General features: G+C 54.3%; 17 protein-coding genes and 5 tRNA genes. 5 read left to right on the top strand and 17 right to left on the bottom strand.

All coding sequences use genetic code 11. The annotated features are described in order from the left end of the window. Window positions 1-114: 114 nt before the first annotated feature. The 4 genes from ACOXYR_RS03685 to emrB all read left to right on the top strand — a co-directional run bounded on the left by ACOXYR_RS03685 (window position 115) and on the right by emrB (window position 4,826). Complete coding sequence (locus ACOXYR_RS03685; RefSeq protein WP_421356613.1) at window positions 115-1,296, top strand: MFS transporter; 1,182 nt, start codon at window positions 115-117, stop codon at window positions 1,294-1,296. A gap of 143 nt (window positions 1,297-1,439) precedes the next feature. Further along, window positions 1,440-1,970 carry a transcriptional repressor MprA gene (gene mprA, locus ACOXYR_RS03680; RefSeq protein WP_015963311.1) on the top strand — a complete coding sequence of 177 codons (531 nt, stop codon included), beginning with the start codon at window positions 1,440-1,442 and terminating at the stop codon, window positions 1,968-1,970. 128 nt (window positions 1,971-2,098) lie between these two features. Then, window positions 2,099-3,271, top strand: coding sequence for a multidrug efflux MFS transporter periplasmic adaptor subunit EmrA (gene emrA / locus ACOXYR_RS03675; protein WP_421356612.1), 1,173 nt, complete (start codon window positions 2,099-2,101; stop codon window positions 3,269-3,271). A gap of 16 nt (window positions 3,272-3,287) precedes the next feature. Beyond that, window positions 3,288-4,826 (top strand): multidrug efflux MFS transporter permease subunit EmrB, encoded by a 1,539-nt coding sequence (gene emrB / locus ACOXYR_RS03670; RefSeq protein WP_015963309.1) that lies wholly within the window; start codon window positions 3,288-3,290, stop codon window positions 4,824-4,826. 115 nt (window positions 4,827-4,941) lie between these two features. Here the strand turns inward: emrB and luxS are convergent, their stop codons facing one another. The 14 genes from luxS to pncC form a co-directional block, all read right to left on the bottom strand. Next, the gene (luxS, locus tag ACOXYR_RS03665; protein WP_108476425.1) at window positions 4,942-5,457 is read right to left on the bottom strand and encodes an S-ribosylhomocysteine lyase; all 516 of its coding nucleotides are present in this window, start codon (window positions 5,455-5,457) and stop codon (window positions 4,942-4,944) included. Between the two features lie 242 nt (window positions 5,458-5,699). Then, window positions 5,700-7,256 carry a glutamate--cysteine ligase gene (gshA, locus tag ACOXYR_RS03660; RefSeq protein WP_108476424.1) on the bottom strand — a complete coding sequence of 519 codons (1,557 nt, stop codon included), beginning with the start codon at window positions 7,254-7,256 and terminating at the stop codon, window positions 5,700-5,702. A 78-nt stretch (window positions 7,257-7,334) separates the two neighbouring features. Further along, entirely contained in the window at window positions 7,335-7,763 is a 429-nt protein-coding gene (locus ACOXYR_RS03655) for a YqaA family protein (RefSeq protein ID WP_108476423.1), read from the bottom strand. Further along, window positions 7,760-8,326, bottom strand: coding sequence for a fructose-1-phosphate/6-phosphogluconate phosphatase (yqaB, locus tag ACOXYR_RS03650; protein ID WP_108476422.1), 567 nt, complete (start codon window positions 8,324-8,326; stop codon window positions 7,760-7,762). Before yqaB ends, ACOXYR_RS03655 begins: the two co-directional genes overlap by 4 nt. A gap of 163 nt (window positions 8,327-8,489) precedes the next feature. Continuing rightward, window positions 8,490-8,566: transfer RNA gene (locus ACOXYR_RS03645), tRNA-Arg, on the bottom strand. A 163-nt stretch (window positions 8,567-8,729) separates the two neighbouring features. After that, a tRNA-Arg gene (locus ACOXYR_RS03640) sits at window positions 8,730-8,806 on the bottom strand. A 31-nt stretch (window positions 8,807-8,837) separates the two neighbouring features. Continuing rightward, window positions 8,838-8,914: transfer RNA gene (locus tag ACOXYR_RS03635), tRNA-Arg, on the bottom strand. 58 nt (window positions 8,915-8,972) lie between these two features. Then, window positions 8,973-9,049 (bottom strand) — tRNA-Arg (locus tag ACOXYR_RS03630). A gap of 4 nt (window positions 9,050-9,053) precedes the next feature. Then, window positions 9,054-9,146 (bottom strand) — tRNA-Ser (locus ACOXYR_RS03625). A 337-nt stretch (window positions 9,147-9,483) separates the two neighbouring features. After that, entirely contained in the window at window positions 9,484-9,669 is a 186-nt protein-coding gene (csrA, locus tag ACOXYR_RS03620; RefSeq protein ID WP_000906486.1) for a carbon storage regulator CsrA, read from the bottom strand. Between the two features lie 298 nt (window positions 9,670-9,967). Further along, complete coding sequence (alaS, locus tag ACOXYR_RS03615) at window positions 9,968-12,595, bottom strand: alanine--tRNA ligase (protein WP_421356580.1); 2,628 nt, start codon at window positions 12,593-12,595, stop codon at window positions 9,968-9,970. A 129-nt stretch (window positions 12,596-12,724) separates the two neighbouring features. Beyond that, window positions 12,725-13,225, bottom strand: a complete 501-nt coding sequence (gene recX, locus ACOXYR_RS03610) for a recombination regulator RecX (protein ID WP_421356579.1) — start codon at window positions 13,223-13,225, stop codon at window positions 12,725-12,727. A gap of 70 nt (window positions 13,226-13,295) precedes the next feature. Further along, window positions 13,296-14,360 carry a recombinase RecA gene (recA, locus tag ACOXYR_RS03605; protein WP_108476419.1) on the bottom strand — a complete coding sequence of 355 codons (1,065 nt, stop codon included), beginning with the start codon at window positions 14,358-14,360 and terminating at the stop codon, window positions 13,296-13,298. 80 nt (window positions 14,361-14,440) lie between these two features. After that, window positions 14,441-14,938: a nicotinamide-nucleotide amidase gene (gene pncC / locus ACOXYR_RS03600; protein WP_108476418.1), complete on the bottom strand. Its 498-nt coding sequence runs from the start codon at window positions 14,936-14,938 to the stop codon at window positions 14,441-14,443. Between the two features lie 198 nt (window positions 14,939-15,136). On the opposite strand from pncC, the gene ACOXYR_RS03595 reads away from it, so the two are divergent. Next, on the top strand, window positions 15,137-15,376 hold the full coding sequence (locus ACOXYR_RS03595; protein WP_108476417.1) for a hypothetical protein: 240 nt from the start codon (window positions 15,137-15,139) through the stop codon (window positions 15,374-15,376). A 27-nt stretch (window positions 15,377-15,403) separates the two neighbouring features. Here the strand turns inward: ACOXYR_RS03595 and ACOXYR_RS03590 are convergent, their stop codons facing one another. From ACOXYR_RS03590 to ACOXYR_RS03580, 3 genes are read right to left on the bottom strand one after another with little or no spacing between them, the layout of a single operon-like run. Beyond that, window positions 15,404-16,282 (bottom strand): metal ABC transporter substrate-binding protein, encoded by an 879-nt coding sequence (locus ACOXYR_RS03590; protein ID WP_421356578.1) that lies wholly within the window; start codon window positions 16,280-16,282, stop codon window positions 15,404-15,406. Window positions 16,283-16,291: 9 nt separating this feature from the next. Next, on the bottom strand, window positions 16,292-17,155 hold the full coding sequence (locus tag ACOXYR_RS03585; RefSeq protein ID WP_421356577.1) for a metal ABC transporter permease: 864 nt from the start codon (window positions 17,153-17,155) through the stop codon (window positions 16,292-16,294). Next, on the bottom strand, window positions 17,152-17,838 hold the full coding sequence (locus tag ACOXYR_RS03580) for a metal ABC transporter ATP-binding protein (RefSeq protein ID WP_421356581.1): 687 nt from the start codon (window positions 17,836-17,838) through the stop codon (window positions 17,152-17,154). Before ACOXYR_RS03580 ends, ACOXYR_RS03585 begins: the two co-directional genes overlap by 4 nt. Window positions 17,839-17,850: the final 12 nt, after the last annotated feature.

Raw genomic sequence — 17,850 nt, 5'->3', positions numbered from 1 at the left:
GGGGCCTCCCCACAGAAACCGCACGTCTCGCCACCATTCATTTCACTTAATTCCCCCTGCATCCGTTATTATTGGTAACATCAATAATAATCACCACGAAAATAATTTACCCCAATGACCAAAACCTCACACGGGCTGAGTCCCGCGCTGATTGTCCTGATGTCTGTCGCCACCGGGCTTGCCGTCGCCAGCAACTATTATGCGCAGCCGCTGCTGGAAGCCATTGCCCGCGCGTTTTCCCTGAGCGCCAGCCAGGCAGGCTTTATCGTCACGGCTGCACAGCTTGGCTATGCTGCCGGGCTGCTGTTCCTGGTACCGCTCGGCGATATGTTTGAGCGCCGACGCTTGATTGTCGTGATGACGCTGCTCGCCGCTGGCGGAATGCTGATCACGGCCAGCAGTACTTCATTGGGAATGATGATTCTGGGCACCGCGCTGACCGGGCTCTTTTCAGTCGTGGCGCAGCTGTTAGTCCCTATGGCGGCTACCCTCGCCGCCCCGGAAAAACGCGGCAAAGTGGTCGGTACGGTGATGAGCGGTCTTCTGCTTGGGATCCTGCTGGCGCGCACCGTTGCCGGGTTACTGGCAAACCTCGGCGGCTGGCGCACCGTGTTCTGGGTCGCCAGCGTATTAATGGTGATTCTGGCACTGGCGCTGTGGCGGGGTTTACCGAAGCTCAAACAGGACAATCACCTGAGCTATCCGCGCATTCTTGGCTCAATTTACCATCTGTTTGCCCATAACAAACTTCTTCGCACTCGCGCTCTGCTGGGGTGCCTGACCTTCGCCAGCTTCAGCATTCTCTGGACATCCATGGCCTTCCTGCTCGCAGGCGCCCCCTATCACTTCTCCGAAGGTACCATTGGTCTGTTCGGCCTGGTGGGTGCGGCCGGCGCGTTAGGCGCGCGTCCGGTGGGTACGCTGGCTGATAAAGGTAAAGCGCATCTGACCACCACAGTAAGCCTGCTGGCGCTGCTGCTCTCCTGGCTGGCTATCTGGTACGGGCAGGTCTCCGTGGCGGCGCTGATCGTTGGTATTCTGCTACTCGACCTGATGGTTCAGGGTGTACATATCACAAATCAGACGGTGATTTATCGCGTGCATCCCGATGCGCGTAACCGTCTGACGGCAGGTTACATGACCTGCTATTTCATCGGCGGCGCGGCCGGGTCGCTGATTTCCGCTTCCGCCTGGCAACATGCAGGCTGGAATGGGGTTTGTCTGGTTGGCGCATGCATTACGCTGCTCAATCTGTTGGTGTGGTGGCGCGGCTACCGACACCAACCGCAGGAGTAACGCCCTGCACTGCTGACTCGGGCTGCGGAACGGCCCGATTTTCACTTTGATAGATTCGTCATATAAATTCGAATCAATAATTCATTTACTTTATTTGTCACCGTCGTTACTATATCGGCTGAAATTAATGAGGTTATGCCCAAATGGATAGTTCGTTTACGCCCATTGAACAAATGCTAAAATTTCGCGCCAGCCGCCATGAAGATTTTCCGTTTCAGGAAATTCTTCTGACTCGTCTATGCATGCACATGCAGGGCAAGCTGCTGGACAACCGCAATAAGATGCTGAAAGCTCAGGGGATTAACGAGACATTATTTATGGCGTTAATTACGCTGGAGTCTCAGGAAAATCACAGCATTCAGCCTTCTGAGCTGAGCTGCGCGCTGGGCTCGTCTCGTACCAATGCAACCCGTATCGCCGATGAGCTGGAAAAACGCGGCTGGATCGAGCGTCGCGAAAGCGATAACGATCGTCGTTGCCTGCACCTGCAGCTTACCGATAAAGGTCATCAATTCCTGCGTGAGGTTCTGCCTCCGCAACATCATTGCTTACACCAACTCTGGTCTTCTTTAAGCGCGGCTGAAAAAGACCAGCTTGAGCATATCACCCGGAAGCTCCTCACCCGTCTGGATCAGATGGATGAAGATGGCGTTGTCCTTGAGGCACTGCGCTAAGTCCGGATATCGCTCAATTATCCTGATTGATAACAGAAACTGATAGGCCAGCAGATTCCCCTCTGCTGGCCTTTCTGATAAACAGGTCGGCTCAGCCGATGTGAAATAATAAGATCGTGGAGAATAACATGAGCGCAAATGCGGAGACTCAAACCCCGCAGCAACCGGCCAACAAGAAAGGCACGCGTAAGCGCGCCCTGGTGCTGTTGACCTTGCTCTTTGTCATTATTGCTGTGGCATATGGGATTTACTGGTTTTTAGTACTGCGTCATTTTGAAGAAACCGATGACGCCTACGTGGCAGGGAACCAGGTACAAATTATGGCGCAGGTGTCCGGCAGCGTGACGAAAGTCTGGGCCGATAACACCGACTTTGTGCAAAAAGGCGATGTGCTGGTTACGCTCGATCAGACCGATGCACAGCAGGCCTTCGAAAAAGCGCAAACCGCACTGGCCTCTACCGTGCGCCAGATGCGTCAAACGATGATCAACAGCAAGCAATTGCAGGCGAGCATCGACGTGAAAAAAACCGCACTGGCTCAGGCGCAGACAGACTTAAATCGCCGTATTCCGCTGGGTAGCGCCAACCTGATTGGCCGCGAAGAGCTGCAACACGCGCGCGATGCGGTTGCCAGCGCGCAGGCGCAACTCGACGTCGCTATCCAGCAATATAACGCCAACCAGGCGATTATTCTGGGGACGAAGCTCGAAGACCAGCCGACGGTGAAACAGGCGGCGACAGAAGTGCGTAATGCCTGGCTCGCTCTGCAACGAACCCAAATCGTCAGCCCGATGACCGGTTATGTATCTCGTCGTCAGGTACAGCCTGGCGCGCAGATTAGCCCAACCACTGCGCTGATGGCCGTCGTTCCGGCGAATAACCTGTGGGTCGATGCGAACTTCAAAGAGACGCAACTGGCGCACATGCGTATTGGCCAGCCGGTTACCGTTATCTCTGATATTTATGGCGACGACGTGGAATATCACGGCAAAGTAGTCGGCCTCGATATGGGCACCGGTAGTGCCTTCTCGCTGCTGCCTGCACAAAACGCCACCGGTAACTGGATCAAAGTGGTTCAGCGTCTGCCGGTTCGTGTTGAGCTGGATGAGAAACAGTTGGCGGAGCATCCGCTACGTATTGGCCTCTCCACGCTGGTGAAAGTCGATACTTCGAACCGCGACGGTCAGATCCTGGCAAGTCAGGTGCGTACCAGCCCGGCTTACGAAAGTAATGCGCGTGAAATCAGTCTCGATCCGGTCAACAAGCTGATCAACGACATCGTGCAGGCCAACGCCAACTGATCCCGGGGTGAGTGTAATGCAACAGCAAAAACCGCTGGAAGGCGCGCAACTGGTCATCATGACCATTGCGTTGTCGCTTGCGACTTTCATGCAGGTGCTGGACTCCACCATCGCAAACGTGGCGATCCCGACGATCGCCGGTAACCTTGGCTCATCATTGAGCCAGGGGACCTGGGTTATCACCTCGTTCGGCGTCGCGAACGCCATCTCCATTCCGATTACCGGGTGGCTGGCGAAGCGTGTCGGCGAGGTGAAGCTGTTCCTGTGGTCTACCGTGGCCTTCGCTATCGCGTCGTGGGCCTGCGGCGTTTCCAACAGTCTGGGCATGCTTATCTTCTTCCGCGTGATTCAGGGGATTGTTGCCGGGCCACTGATCCCGCTGTCGCAAAGTCTGTTACTCAGCAACTATCCGCCTGCTAAACGCTCTATCGCATTAGCGCTGTGGTCGATGACCGTGATTGTTGCACCGATTTGCGGGCCAATTCTCGGCGGCTATATCAGCGATAACTATCATTGGGGCTGGATTTTCTTCATCAACGTGCCGATTGGTATCGTGGTGGTGCTGATGAGCCTTCAGGCACTGCGTGGGCGTGAAACGCGCACTGAGCAACGTCGCATCGACGGTATTGGTCTTGCACTGTTGGTGCTGGGTATCGGCAGTTTGCAGGTCATGCTCGACCAGGGGAAAGAACTCGACTGGTTCAACTCCACCGAGATCATCGTACTGACTATTGTGGCGGTGGTGTCGCTAAGCTTCCTGATTGTCTGGGAGCTGACGGACGATAATCCGATAGTCGATCTCTCACTCTTCAAGTCGCGAAACTTTACCATCGGCTGTTTGTGTATCAGCCTGGCGTATATGCTCTACTTCGGCGCGATCGTTCTGCTACCGCAGCTTTTGCAGGAAGTTTACGGCTATACCGCGACGTGGGCGGGGCTGGCTTCTGCGCCGGTGGGCGTGATACCGGTGATTCTGTCACCGATTATCGGTCGCTTTGCGCATAAACTTGATATGCGTCGTCTGGTCACCTTCAGCTTTATTATGTATGCGGTCTGCTTCTACTGGCGCGCTTACACCTTCGAGCCGGGGATGGATTTCGGCGCATCGGCCTGGCCGCAGTTTATCCAGGGCTTCGCGGTGGCATGCTTCTTTATGCCGCTAACGACCATTACGCTCTCCGGTTTGCCGCCTGAGCGTCTGGCGGCGGCATCGAGTTTGTCGAACTTTACGCGTACGCTGGCAGGCTCTATCGGGACATCCATTACCACCACTCTGTGGACCAACCGGGAATCGCTGCACCATGCGCAGTTAACGGAGTATGTCACGCCGTATAACCCGGATGCTCAGGCGATGTACAATCAGCTTGAGGGAATGGGCATGTCGCAACAGCAGGCTTCTGGCTGGCTGGCGCAGCAGATAACCAATCAGGGGCTGATAATCTCGGCAAACGAGATATTCTGGATCTCGGCGGGGATATTTCTCGTGCTGCTGGGCCTGGTGTGGTTTGCCAGACCGCCATTCGGCGCCGGGGGCGGCGGCGGTGGCGCGCATTAAGTTGTCGATATAAAAAAAGGGCCATTGGCCCTTTTTTGTTGCCCGGTGCCGCTTCGCTTACCGGGCCTGCGTTTTCCGTACGATCATGTCGACCGGATTATTCGGCATTGCCAGACTAAATGTGCAATTCCTGTAACTTCTCTTTCGGCAGCGCCAGCTCATCATTGCTGTTCACGCGCACGTCGCGGTCGAGAATATGGCGCGCAATTTCCTGCGCTTCCGCCAGGGAGTGCATCTGATATGTACCACACTGGTACACGTTCAGTTCCGGGATCTGATTCTGATCCTGAACTTTCAGCACGTCTGCCATTGCCGCTTTCCACGCATCCGCCACGCGCTGCTCATCCGGCGTACCGATCAGGCTCATATAGAAGCCGGTGCGGCAGCCCATCGGGGAGATGTCGATGATCTCAACGCCGTTACCGTTAAGGTGATTACGCATGAACCCGGCAAACAGGTGCTCCAGCGTGTGAATGCCTTTTTCCGGCATCACTTCTTTGTTTGGCACACAAAAGCGCAGATCAAAAACGGTAATCGCGTCACCATGCGGCGTGTTCATCGTTTTGGCTACACGGACTGCTGGGGCTTCCATACGGGTGTGATCGACAGTGAAGCTATCTAACAACGGCATTTCGTAACCTCCGGTGTATCCCTTATCCCAGGCATTTTATTTCTCACCCTAATAGACTGAAAAATATAACTTTTAAGCCATCACAAACAGGATTTTTAGGGATAAAGTGATTTTTTTTAAAAAAAACTGAACTCTTCTTTCAAGTGCGAGTCTGAGTATATGAAAGACGCGCATTTGTTATCATCATCCCTGAATTCAGAGATGTATATTTGGCCACAGTGATGTGGCCTTTTTCTTTTCTGTCAGGCGTGTTTTGCCAGCAACGCTTCAAATGATTCCGTATCCGAGGCTTCCAGCTTACGCTGACGCTCAACGGATGCATCACGTTCCGCAGCAAATTCCTCTTCGGTTAGGATCTCCAGCGGCTCCTCACGCAGCATATTACGATATTGCTCCGCCAGCGCCTTGCCGGTTCCGCCAATGCCCTCATCAAGCATAGAACGCAGAATGCGCGCTGAGAAGGTTAATTCCGGATTATCAAAGCACGCAACCAGTTCATCGCACACTTTCTGGTAAGCTTCACCGCCTTCAATGCTGTCCATGGTCTGCGCCACACGTTTCAGATCGCGGAACAGATCTTTACCCACTTTCGGCAGCGGGAACTGTGCGGTTTCGCAACCCATGCCCAGCGTGAGGCCCGGCTTACGTCCTTCCAGAATCACGCGATTCCAGTTGGTGCGCGTGCATTGCAGCTCCTTACTGCTCATTTCAGGCGCATCGGCCAGCACGCACCAGACCATAAACAGATCAAGGAAGCGAATCTGCTGCTCATCCACGCCGATTGGTGAGAACGGGTTAATATCCAGCGAGCGCACTTCGATATATTCGATGCCACCACGCAGCAGCGCGTCAGACGGATTCTCACCGCTACGTGTCACGCGTTTAGGACGAATCGGTGCGTAGAGCTCGTTCTCAATCTGCAAGATATTGCTGTTGATTTGCAGACGCTTACCGTCTTTCTCAACACCAATACGCGCATATTCTTCCGATGGTGTTTTGATCGCCCGCTTTAATCCTGCCACGTATTCATGCAATTCGTTAAACGTAATTCCGAGATTGCTTTGCGATTTATTGGTATAGCCGAGATCGCTCAGACGCAGAGACGTGGCGTAAGGCAGGTAGTACATGCCGCAGTCGGTTTTCTCAAACGGCAACGCACTCTCCTTCCCTTGCAGGAAAGAGGAGCAAATCGCCGGAGAGGCGCCAAACAGATACGGGATCACCCAGCCAAAACGATAATAGTTGCGGATCGCGCGGAAATAGCCAGCAGAGATCGCATCTTTACCGCTCTCAGCATCCGTCACACCGCACTTCGCCTGCCAGAACGCCATCGGCAAAGAGAAGTTGTAATGCACGCCAGAGATGGTTTGCATCAGCGCGCCATAGCGATTCTTCAGCCCTTCGCGATACAGCGTTTTCAGACGGCCAACGTTAGACGTGCCGTACTGCGCCAGTTCGATATCCTGGCCCGGCGCGATATAGCACGGCATACTCAGCGGCCACATCCGTTCATCGCCAAGATGACGCGCCGTATAACGGTGCACGTCACGCAGGAAGGTGAGCATATGATTGACGTCGCCATCAACCGGAGTGATAAATTCCAGCAGCGCTTCGGCGAAATCGGTAGTGATCCATTTATGGGTCAACGTCGAGCCGAGTGATTCCGGGTGCCCGGTCGTTGCCAGTGAGCCATCAGCGTTAACGCGCAGCGTCTCACGCTCAAGACCACGATTTATCCCTTTCAGTGCTTCAGGGTGTTTTTCCAGCCAGGTCAGCGCCTGTGATACATCCGGGATCAAATTGACCTCCCGCCTGTCGATATCATTTTATTAAGCATAATTGTAATGGTTGACGATTAAAGGTCACAAGCAATCCAATTAGTGCCACCACGTCATACCCTGGAGCGTCGCCGCCGCTACAGCGATGTAGCGTAACGCTTTTCCAAGACATAAAAAAAAGAGCACCGGCCCCCAAGAGATGCGCATCCATCCCGCCAGCAGACACAGTAAATCACCGATCACGGGCATCCAGCTCAGTAACAGTGTGGCTGCGCCATAACGTTTTAACCAGGATGTTGCTTTTTCCTGCCAGCGCGATTGCTTACGCACGGGAAACAACCGTCCAAGGATAACGTTTGTTGCCCCACCAAGGCTATTACCCATTGTTGCTATTAATACTAAAAGCCAGGGGTGACTGAGGCCCGAGACGAGGAGCGCGACAAGCACCGCTTCCGAGTTCCCCGGCAGCAGTGTTGCGCTCAGGAAACTGCTAGCGAACAACGATGCCAGAGCCAGCCCGTCACTCACAGCAGACGAACGTCAACAGCGTCCATACCGGCGCTTCTGGCCGCCTGTAGGCCAAAATCAGCATCTTCAAACACGACGCATTTTTCCGGCGCCACGCCTAAGCGTTGTGCGCAAAGCAGGAAAGTATCAGGCGCGGGTTTGTGATTTTTGACGTGATCGGCGGCGACCACCGCAGAAAAATAGTGACGCAGACCCAGATGCGCAAGCAACGCTTCAGCAATAGCGCTCTCGCTGCCTGTACCGACCGCCATCGGGCGACGTCCGTGCCAGGCTTTCACCACATCAATCAGCGGTAACGGCGTCACAGAATCCAGCAGCATCGCTTTAACGGCAGCTGTTTTTTCCTGTGCCAGAAGATGAGGGTCGAGATCGGCCTGATGAAGTTCAATGATGGCCTGGGCGATACGCCAGGTAGGAGAACCGTTAAGGGCAACCATCGCCTGCTCGTCGAAACGCATACCATAACGCCCCAGCACCTCGTTCCACGCTTTACGGTGCGTAGGTTCGGTGTCCAGGATAGTGCCATCCATATCAAAGATTAATCCCGCGTAGCGTTCGTACATCACGTTCTCACAGACAGATAAAGTGAGATGTTACTTTAACGTAAAAGGCGGTTTTTGTCGCTGACAGACGCGTTGGAAATATGTCGTGAGGGAGGGTTTAGAACAAATTAGGATTTATAAGTGTATCGGGGAAGTAAGAGACTGGCTGTAATCCAGGAGAATATGGTGCATCCGGGAGGATTCGAACCTCCGACCGCTCGGTTCGTAGCCGAGTACTCTATCCAGCTGAGCTACGGATGCATCGGGAAATACTATTCGTTAAAACAAGAGATGGTGCATCCGGGAGGATTACTCGGCTGCGCCTTGCCCTACGGGTCGTTGCTAAAGCAACGCTATCCTCCCTGGTGCTCGCGAGTATCTCGCAGAACCTGAAACAACAAACCCACTGTTATCTCGGAGAATATGGTGCATCCGGGAGGATTCGAACCTCCGACCGCTCGGTTCGTAGCCGAGTACTCTATCCAGCTGAGCTACGGATGCATCGGGAAATACTATTCGTTAAAACAAGAGATGGTGCATCCGGGAGGATTCGAACCTCCGACCGCTCGGTTCGTAGCCGAGTACTCTATCCAGCTGAGCTACGGATGCATCGGGAAACTTGCTTTACTACGCTGATTTAACATCACTAATGCAATGTTAAGTAAGATGGTGCATCCGGGAGGATTCGAACCTCCGACCGCTCGGTTCGTAGCCGAGTACTCTATCCAGCTGAGCTACGGATGCAAAATGGCGGTGAGGCGGGGATTCGAACCCCGGATGCAGCTTTTGACCGCATACTCCCTTAGCAGGGGAGCGCCTTCAGCCTCTCGGCCACCTCACCACACGCCTCTTACGAGTGCTTCGGAGAACTCGTTAAAAGCTCTTCGTCGCTGCGTGGCGCACATATTACTTTCTGGGCTTTATAAGTCAAACAATTTTTCGAGACCTTTTATCGTTTGCACACTTCGCGCACAATTAGGCGTTAAAAACGGCAAAAAGCCTGTTTTCTCAACAGTAAAATCCCTAACTCACGGTAAAACAAAACAGAAAGAATGTGGCACAGCAGAGGCGATAAAATCACGGCGGGCAGAAAAAAGAAGATTGCGAGAAGAAAACGAAGCGGTAAAACGAGAATTCTGGAAAGGATGCGTCTCACCGGAGAGGTGAGACGCGAGAACTTAGTAACTGGACTGCTGGGATTTTTCAGCCTGGATACGCTGGTAGATCTCTTCACGGTGAACGGATACTTCTTTCGGAGCGTTAACGCCGATACGCACCTGGTTACCCTTCACCCCTAAAACTGTCACAGTGACCTCATCTCCAATCATGAGGGTCTCACCAACTCGACGAGTCAGAATCAGCATTCTTTGCTCCTTGAAAGATTAAAAGAGTCGGGTCTCTCTGTATCCCGGCATATCCATCATATACACACTCAACATCAGGCTTCCTTGATTTGACCTGAACGCTTCGTGCATAACGCCAAACGTACGCTGTGACTCACACCCTGGTGTAACGTTCACGGCATCACATTCTGTTAAACGTAAGTTTAGCCGATATACATGACTTCAACCTGACTTTATCGTTATCAGTACTCCATATGCAAGGCGTCTTAACAATTAACGTTAAGACGCCCACACAGGATTTATTTTATGTCTTGCGTAATTACAGCTTCGCGCTCACCCAGCCTTTCACACTGGACAATGCCGCTGGAAGCGCCGTCGCATCGGTACCACCGGCTTGCGCCATATCCGGACGACCACCGCCTTTACCACCAACTTGTTGTGCCACCATGCCGATAAGTTCCCCTGCTTTTACGCGGTCAGTGACATCCTTAGACACGCCCGCAATCAGAGAAACCTTATCGTCAGCCACGGTCGCCAGCACAATAATGGCGGAACCCAGCTGGTTCTTCAGATCGTCAACCATTGTGCGCAGCATTTTCGGCTCAACGCCGGAAAGCTCGCTCACCAGCAGCTTAACGCCGTTGATGTTTTCTGCTTTGCTGGAAAGGTTTGCACTCTCCTGCGCTGCCGCCTGCTCTTTCAGCTGCTGCAGCTCTTTTTCCAGTTGACGGGTACGTTCCAGAACAGTACGCACTTTTTCCGTCAGGTTATGGCTATCGCCTTTCAACAACTGGGCGATATCACTCAAACGATCGCTTTCTGCATGCAGGCTGGCAATCGCGCCTTCACCAGTAACCGCTTCGATACGACGAACACCCGCCGCCGTTCCGGATTCGGACACAATACGGAACAGGCCGATGTCACCGGTGCGTGAAGCGTGAGTTCCGCCGCACAGCTCGGTAGAGAAATCGCCCATGCTCAGCACGCGAACGCGGTCATCATATTTTTCACCGAACAGCGCCATCGCGCCCTTCGCTTTTGCCGCGTCGAGATCCATTACGTTAGTCTCAATCGGCAGGTTACGACGAATCTGGGCATTCACCAGATCTTCGACCGCACGAATCTCTTCCGGTTTCATCGCTTCGAAATGCGAGAAATCGAAACGCAGCACTTTGTCATTCACTAGAGAACCTTTCTGCGCCACGTGCGTGCCAAGAATCTGGCGCAGCGCTGCGTGCATCAGGTGTGTCGCCGAGTGGTTCAGTCGAATACGCGCACGACGCGCTTCGTCAACATCAGCCTGAACCGCGTCGCCCACTTTCAGAGAACCTGCCATCAGCTTGCCGAGATGACCAATCGCCTGACCATATTTCTGCGTATCATTCACGCTGAAGCTAAAGCCCGCGCCTTTCAGCTCGCCTTTATCGCCAACCTGACCGCCAGATTCCGCATAGAACGGGGTCTGGTCCAGAATGACTACCGCTTCCTGACCGGCCGCCACGCTTTCAACCGCTTTACCGTCGATAAACAGTGCAGTGACTTTGCCGTTCAGTTCGAGATGATCGTAACCTTTGAATTCTGACGCGCCATCAACGCGGATCATCGCGTTATAGTCTGCGCCGAAACCGCTGGATTCACGCGCACGACGGCGCTGCTCTTCCATCGCAGCTTCAAAGCCTGCTTCGTCAACTTTCAGGCCACGCTCACGACAAACGTCCGCCGTCAGGTCAACCGGGAAGCCGTAAGTGTCGTACAGACGGAAAGCGGTTTCGCCATCCAGCGTGTCGCCCTTCAGCTTAGATAACTCTTCATCCAGCAGCGCCAGGCCGCGTTCCAGCGTACGGGCAAACTGCTCTTCTTCGGTTTTCAGAATCTGTTCAACCTGCGCCTGCTGGCGTTTCAGTTCTTCACCGGCAGAACCCATCACGTCAATCAGCGGGCCAACCAGCTTGTAGAAGAAGGTGTCTTTCGCGCCCAGCATGTTGCCATGACGAATAGCGCGACGAATGATGCGGCGCAGCACGTAGCCACGGTTTTCATTCGACGGTGTAACGCCATCGGCAACCAGGAATGCACAGGAACGAATGTGGTCGGCAATCACGCGCAGTGACTTGTTAGACAGGTCAGTCGCGCCGGTGACTTTTGCTACGGAATCAATCAGTTTACGGAACAGGTCAATTTCATAGTTAGAGTTGACGTGTTGCAGTACCGCTGTGATACGTTCCAGACCCATACCGGTGTCGACGGACGGTTTCGGCAGCGGCTCCATGGTGCCGTCAGCCTGACGGTTGAACTGCATGAAGACGATGTTCCAGATTTCAATGTAACGGTCGCCGTCTTCTTCAGGCGTTCCCGGAGGGCCACCCCAGATGTGGTCGCCGTGATCGTAGAAGATCTCGGTGCACGGGCCGCATGGGCCGGTATCGCCCATCTGCCAGAAGTTATCGGAAGCATACGGCGCGCCTTTGTTGTCGCCAATGCGAATGATGCGCTCACGCGGGATACCGACTTCTTTTTCCCAGATTTCGTAAGCTTCATCATCGGTTTCGTAAACGGTCACCCACAGACGCTCTTTCGGCAGGGCGAACCAGTTTTCACCGGTCAGTAATTCCCACGCGTACTGAATAGCGTCGTGTTTGAAGTAGTCGCCGAAGCTGAAGTTGCCCAGCATTTCGAAGAACGTGTGGTGACGCGCGGTGTAACCGACGTTTTCCAGATCGTTATGTTTACCACCCGCACGAACGCAACGCTGCGCAGTAGTTGCGCGAGAATAATTACGTTTGTCGAGACCAAGGAAAACATCCTTGAACTGGTTCATCCCGGCGTTGGTAAACAGCAGGGTCGGGTCGTTATTCGGCACCAGGGAGCTGCTGGCAACTACCTGATGTCCCTTGCTATGGAAAAAGTCGAGAAACGCCTGACGGATCTCAGCGGTGCTCTTGCTCATAATTATCCTGAAATCAAGCTAACGAAAGGTCGCCGTCGTAGCAGGTTATTTGTTGTCCAACTTGCTACCTGACGGAAAAAGTGGGAATAAGATAAGTTTTCTTTAAAGGGAAGTAAAACCCCCGAGCGCTCAATCGGCAAAATTTCGCCATATTTCCTGGATATCTTCCATCAGATAGCCACGGTAAAGCAAAAAGCGCTGGATTTTCACTTTTTCAGCAAATGTTGTCGGTAACGGTTCACCGTACTTCCGCTCGGCCTGCTCACGCGCCAGCGTACACCAGTCAATATCACACTCGCGCATCGCCTGCTCGATATCATTACGTGCAATGCCTTTGTGCCCGAGTTCCTGTCGAATACGCGCCGGGCCGTAGCCTTTGCGGCTACGGCTGGCGATAAACTGCTGCACAAATCGCAGGTCATCGAGATAGCGATTCTCATGACACCAGGCGATCACTTTTTCGACCTCTTCTTCCGGCGCATCAATGGGTTCGGGGCCGTTTTTAGTCATTACCGGGGCCGTCAGTTTACGGCGCAGCTCCTGTTCGCTGTGGTCACGCATCGCCAGAATACGAATGGCACGATCCAACAAACGCGCGTAGGCGGAGCGGCGTGGTGCGTTCTCGTTCATAACCCTCCCGATCGTTTAAATGCAAAAAAGGGCTGCATTAGCAGCCCTTCTGTTTTCTGATGAGAGGTTATCAGAAATCTTCGTTGGTTTCTTTCGCGTGCGTGTCGTTTTCATCGACCACGAAATCCGGCGTAGAATCCTGATTGCTGAGCAGTAACTCGCGCACTTTTTTCTCGATTTCTTTCGCCGCAGCCGGGTTCTCTTTCAGCCAGGAGATAGCATTCGCTTTACCCTGACCAATTTTGTCGCCGTTGTAGCTATACCAGGCACCCGCTTTTTCGATCAGCTTCTCTTTCACGCCCAGGTCAACCAGCTCGCCCAGGAAGTTAATACCTTCACCGTAGAGGATCTGGAATTCGGCCTGTTTGAACGGTGCGGCGATTTTGTTTTTCACCACTTTCACGCGGGTTTCACTACCGATGACGTTATCGCCCTCTTTCACCGCGCCGATACGGCGGATATCCAGACGAACGGACGCATAGAATTTCAGCGCGTTACCGCCAGTGGTGGTTTCCGGGTTACCGAACATGACGCCAATTTTCATACGGATCTGGTTGATGAAGATAAGCAGCGTGTTGGACTGTTTCAGGTTACCCGCCAGCTTACGCATCGCCTGGCTCATCATACGTGCCGCAAGGCCCATGTGAGAGTCACCGATTTCGCCTTCGATTTCCGCTTTTGGTGTCAGTGCCGCAACGGAGTCGACAACCAGCACGTCAACCGCGCCAGAGCGCGCCAGCGCATCACAGATTTCCAGCGCCTGTTCACCAGTATCTGGCTGAGAACACAGCAGGTTGTCGATATCAACCCCCAGCTTACGCGCATAGATGGGATCCAGCGCGTGCTCTGCATCGATAAAGGCGCAGGTTTTGCCTTCACGCTGTGCCGCAGCAATAACCTGCAGGGTCAGCGTTGTTTTACCGGACGATTCAGGCCCGTAGATTTCGACGATACGCCCCATCGGCAGACCGCCTGCACCCAGTGCGATATCCAGTGAAAGCGAACCGGTGGAGATGGTTTCCACGTCCATGGAACGGTCTTCACCCAGGCGCATGATGGAGCCTTTGCCAAATTGTTTCTCAATTTGGCCCAGTGCTGCCGCCAACGCTTTCTGTTTGTTTTCGTCGATAGCCATTTTTACTCCTGTCATGCCGAGCAAGCCCGGGGAATGAATTCTGTTCTGTTGAAGCAATTATACTGTATAGTCATACAGTATCAAGTATTTTGTAGAAATTGTTGCCAGAGCAGTTGCAAGGCAAATGCCGTAGCCTGCCGACGCACCGATTCACGGTCGCCCGAGAAGCATTCGCGCTGGGTTACACCCTGCCCGGTCGCGCTTGCCACGCCAAACCATACGGTGCCGACGGGCTTCTCATCGCTGCCGCCATCCGGCCCGGCAATGCCGCTGACCGATACCGCATAAGAGGCACGCGCTGCACGCAATGCGCCCACGGCCATTTCGACCACTACCGGTTCGCTCACCGCGCCGTGCTGTTCCAGCGTCACCGCGCTGACGCCAATCATTTGCGATTTAGCTTCATTGCTATAGGTGACAAAGCCGCGCTCAAACCACGCTGAGCTTCCCGCGACATCGGTCAGGGTTTTTGCAATCCAGCCTCCGGTGCAAGATTCTGCCGCGGTGACTGTCGCACCCTGCGCTTTCAGCGCCTGCCCGACCTTTTCGCTCAGTTGAAATAATTCGCTGTCAGTCATCATCCCTCCTGTCAGGTAGATATCTGTCGGACAAGATAGCACTTTCCCAACACAGATGGGGGCGAGGTATCGATTTTACGAGGGGGGTTCAGAAAATGGATCGCAAGCATTGCCCAGGTGCTTTTCGGATAGCAGCCTGAAAAACACAGTGAGATAATTTCACCCGGAAACTACCCTGGAAATGGAAGGACTAAGGATATGTCGACACACGATCCAGAGACTGAAAAAAAACTCAAGAAAACGGAACAGTTACGCTTAATTATGTTTTTTTGCGGCCTGTTCACATTAGTGAAAGTGGGGTTAAGTATCAGTTCGGGCCCGTTTGATGCATTGTATATGGCAGTTGAAGCATTGCTCGGCCTGGTATGTCTGATTTATGCCCTGAGGTTGGGCAAAACAGTGAGTTCACTTAAAGCCGGGCAAGGCAACGTGAAATAAGTGTCGGCCCCTACGGGCCGACCGAGATTACTGCATGCTGTTAACAATCGTATCCACGTTATGTCGCACCATATTCACGTAGCTATCCGCCACGCCGCCCGGTTTCGATAACGCTTCCGGATAAAGCTCGCCACCCGCCTGCGCGCCGGTCGCGGATGCAATCTGTTTTACCAGACGTGGGTCGAGCTGGTTTTCCATAAACCAGGTGTGCACACCATCAGCTTTGATTTGTTTAATCAACGCGCCGACATCCGCCGCGTTCGCTTCGCTTTCCGATGACAGCCCCTGCGGCGATAGGAAGTCCACCTGATACGCTTTGGCGAAATAGCCGAACGCATCGTGGCTTGTCAGCACCTTACGCTTATCGCGCGGAATCGGGCTGAAGCGCTGCTTGACCCAGCTATCGAGTGCCCTGAGTTCAGCCACATATTTCGTACCGCGTGCTTTTATTGCACTGGCGTCCTGCGGGTCCGCTTTGGCGAGGCCCTCGGTAATGTTCTGCGCATAAATGACGCCGTTCGCCACATTATTCCAGGCGTGCGGGTCCGTCACCGTTTGTCCGTCTTCTTCCAGGGTTTGCGTAGCGACACCCTGCGAGGCAACGACCAATTGCCCTTTAAACCCGGACGCTTTGACTAATCGGTCAATCCACCCTTCCAGCCCCAGGCCGTTAACCACCACCACATCCGCTTTGCTCAGCAACGCGCTCTCTTTTGGCGACGGCTCAAAAGTATGGGGATCGCCGTCCGGCCCCACCAGCGTCGTCACCTTCACCGCATCGCCCCCAACCTGTTGCGTGATATCGCCCAGCACCGAAAAACTGGTGACAACATTGAGCGTTTTCGCCATCGCGCCCTGCGTGATTAACCCCAACGCCAGCGCCAGAATCACCTTCTTCATTTTCATACCCTCCCCTCAGTTAAAAAGCGCACGCAGGCGGTAGGCCAGCCTGCTGCGCGTGCCAAAAATTAGCGAAAAAAGAAAAATCAGACTGGCGGTCAGAACGATAGACGGCCCGGCGGGCAGGCTTGCCGTCCACGACAGGCTAAGCCCCATCCATGCGCAAAGCACGCCGCACAGCCCCGCCAGCCAGAGCATAGCTGGCAGTGTTTGCGCCCAGCAGCGGGCCGCTATTGCGGGCAGCATCATTACGCCCACCGCCATCAACGTGCCCAACACCTGAAATCCGGCCACCAGATTCAGCACCAGCAGGGCGAGGAACAATCCGTGCAGCGCAGACGGCAGCCAGCGCGCATTTACCTGCAACCAACTGCTGTCGAACGCTTCAACCACCAGCCCGCGATAACACACCGCCAGGGCGATCAGCGTGATGCTGGCCACCAGCGCGACAAACAGCGCTGACGGGCCATCCACCGCCAGAATGGAGCCAAACAGCAGATGAAGCAGATCGACGTTTGAGCCGCGCAGTGACACCAACGTGACGCCCAGCGCCAGCGAGCCCAGATAGAATCCGGCAAAGCTGGCATCCTCTTTCAGGAGCGTGCGGCGACTCACCCAGCCCGCCCCCAACGCCACGGCGATCCCTGCCACAAAACCGCCGATCGTCATTGCCAGCAATGACATTCCATTCATTAAATAGCCCACAGCAACGCCGGGAAGTATGGCGTGCGACAGCGCATCGCCCATTAAGCTCATCCGCCGCAGCAGAAGAAATACGCCAAGCAGCGTTGTGCTTAGTGAAAGCGCGAGGCACACCATCAGCGCCCGACGCATAAAGCCGAACTCAATAAACGGCTGAAAGAAGATGTGCCAGATCATGCTGACCTCGCGGGTAACAGCGGGGAGATTGCGCGCACGCCGCCTAACTCCAGCACCTGTGGAAAGAAGCGCGCCACTTTTTCGCTGTCATGCAGCACCGCCAGCACCGTTTGCCCGTGCCGCTGCATATCCAGAATGAGCGGCATCAACATCTCCGTAGTCGTTTCATCGACGCCAGTAAAGGGTTCATCCAGCATCACCAGCGGAGCCTGCTGCACTAAAATGCGGGCAAAGAGCATGCGCTGGAACTGGCCGCCGGATAGGGTGTTAATCGGCGCTTTCGCCAGTGACAACAGCCCGACGCGCTCCAGCGCTGTCGCTATACGTTTGCGCATCCCCGGCCCCATGCCGTACAGCAAAGAGAGGCGCGGCCACGCCCCCTGAGACACCACATCCTGCACCGTTAACGGAAACTGCTGATCGAGCTCCTGTCGCTGCGCCAGCCAGCCAATAACCGGACGCCGCACCTGCCAGCGCACTTTACCGCTCACGGGCGGAATGAATCCGGCCAGCGTTTTCAACAGTGTCGATTTGCCGCAGCCATTCGCCCCGACGATCGCCATCAGGTTGCCGCGCGTAATGCGTCCATCGACGGGGGGCGCAATCGCCTCGCCGTCATAGCCGATGCAAAGGTTATCGAGCACGATCATGGCAGTGATACCGCCCACCAGGCGACGAGCCAAATAAACGCCAAC

Source organism: Pseudocitrobacter faecalis (genome assembly GCF_965231525.1).
GTDB lineage: Bacteria > Pseudomonadota > Gammaproteobacteria > Enterobacterales > Enterobacteriaceae > Pseudocitrobacter > Pseudocitrobacter faecalis.
The sequence above is the reverse complement of the archived record's forward strand: the minus strand, read 5'-3'. Positions and strand labels throughout refer to the sequence as shown.